The organism is Kitasatospora nipponensis, from assembly GCF_039528135.1.
In the GTDB taxonomy this organism is placed as follows: domain Bacteria; phylum Actinomycetota; class Actinomycetes; order Streptomycetales; family Streptomycetaceae; genus Kitasatospora; species Kitasatospora nipponensis.
In genome coordinates this window covers 1-805 of the sequence record NZ_BAAALF010000635.1, presented here as the reverse complement: position 1 = coordinate 805, position 805 = coordinate 1, and the positions used below count along the sequence as shown (strand labels likewise).

1 protein-coding gene is annotated in these 805 nt (G+C 60.5%); it reads left to right on the top strand.

Translation table 11 applies throughout. The annotated features are described in order from the left end of the window. Positions 1–52: 52 nt before the first annotated feature. Positions 53–805 (top strand): phage tail protein (locus tag ABD323_RS42405; RefSeq protein ID WP_425556353.1); only part of this gene is annotated, 753 nt, incomplete at its 3' end.

Sequence of the window (805 nt, the reverse complement as noted above, 5' to 3'; positions counted from 1 at the left end):
CGAGAAGGCCGTTTCGAAGACTGGGAAGACGGCCGGGTCCTCCGGCGGTCTGATGGGCAAGTTCAAGTCCGGGCTCGGTGCGGCGACCACCGGGGTCAAGGGGCTGAACACCGCGATGAAGGCCAACATCATCGGCCTGCTGCTCGCGCTCCTCGCCCCGCTGATCGCCAAGATCATCGACATGGCCATGCAGTCGAAGACCATGCAGAAGGTCATGGAGAAGGTCTTCGCGGTGGTCCAGAAGGTCATCGACGTGGCGATGAAGATCGCCGTGAGCGTGATGAAGTGGGCGGCCCAGTGGATCGCCAAGATCTGGCCCGGCATCAAGAAGGTCATCGAGACGGTCGTCAAGGTCATCTCGACCGTCATCAAGTTCTACTTCAACCTGTACAAGACGATCATCACGACCGTCTTCAACGTGGTGAAGAACTTCATCAGCACGGTGTGGAAGGGCATCAAGAAGGCGATCGAGGTGGTCGTCAAGGTCATCTCGACGGTCATCAAGTTCTACTTCAACGCCTACAAGACCGTCATCATGGCGGTCTTCAACGCCGTGAAGTCCTTCGTCTCGATGGTCTGGAACGGCATCACCGGCGCGATCCGGTCGGCCGTCAACACGATCAAGAGCGTGATCGAGGGCGTCCGGCGGGTCTACGAGGTGGTCCGGGACGCCTTCGGGCGGGCCAAGGACGCCGTCGCGGACAAGATCGGCGGGATGGTCGACTTCGTCCGCGAGCTGCCCGGGAAGATCACCAACGGGCTCGGCAACATGGGGCATCTGCTCTACGACAAGGGCAAGGACATC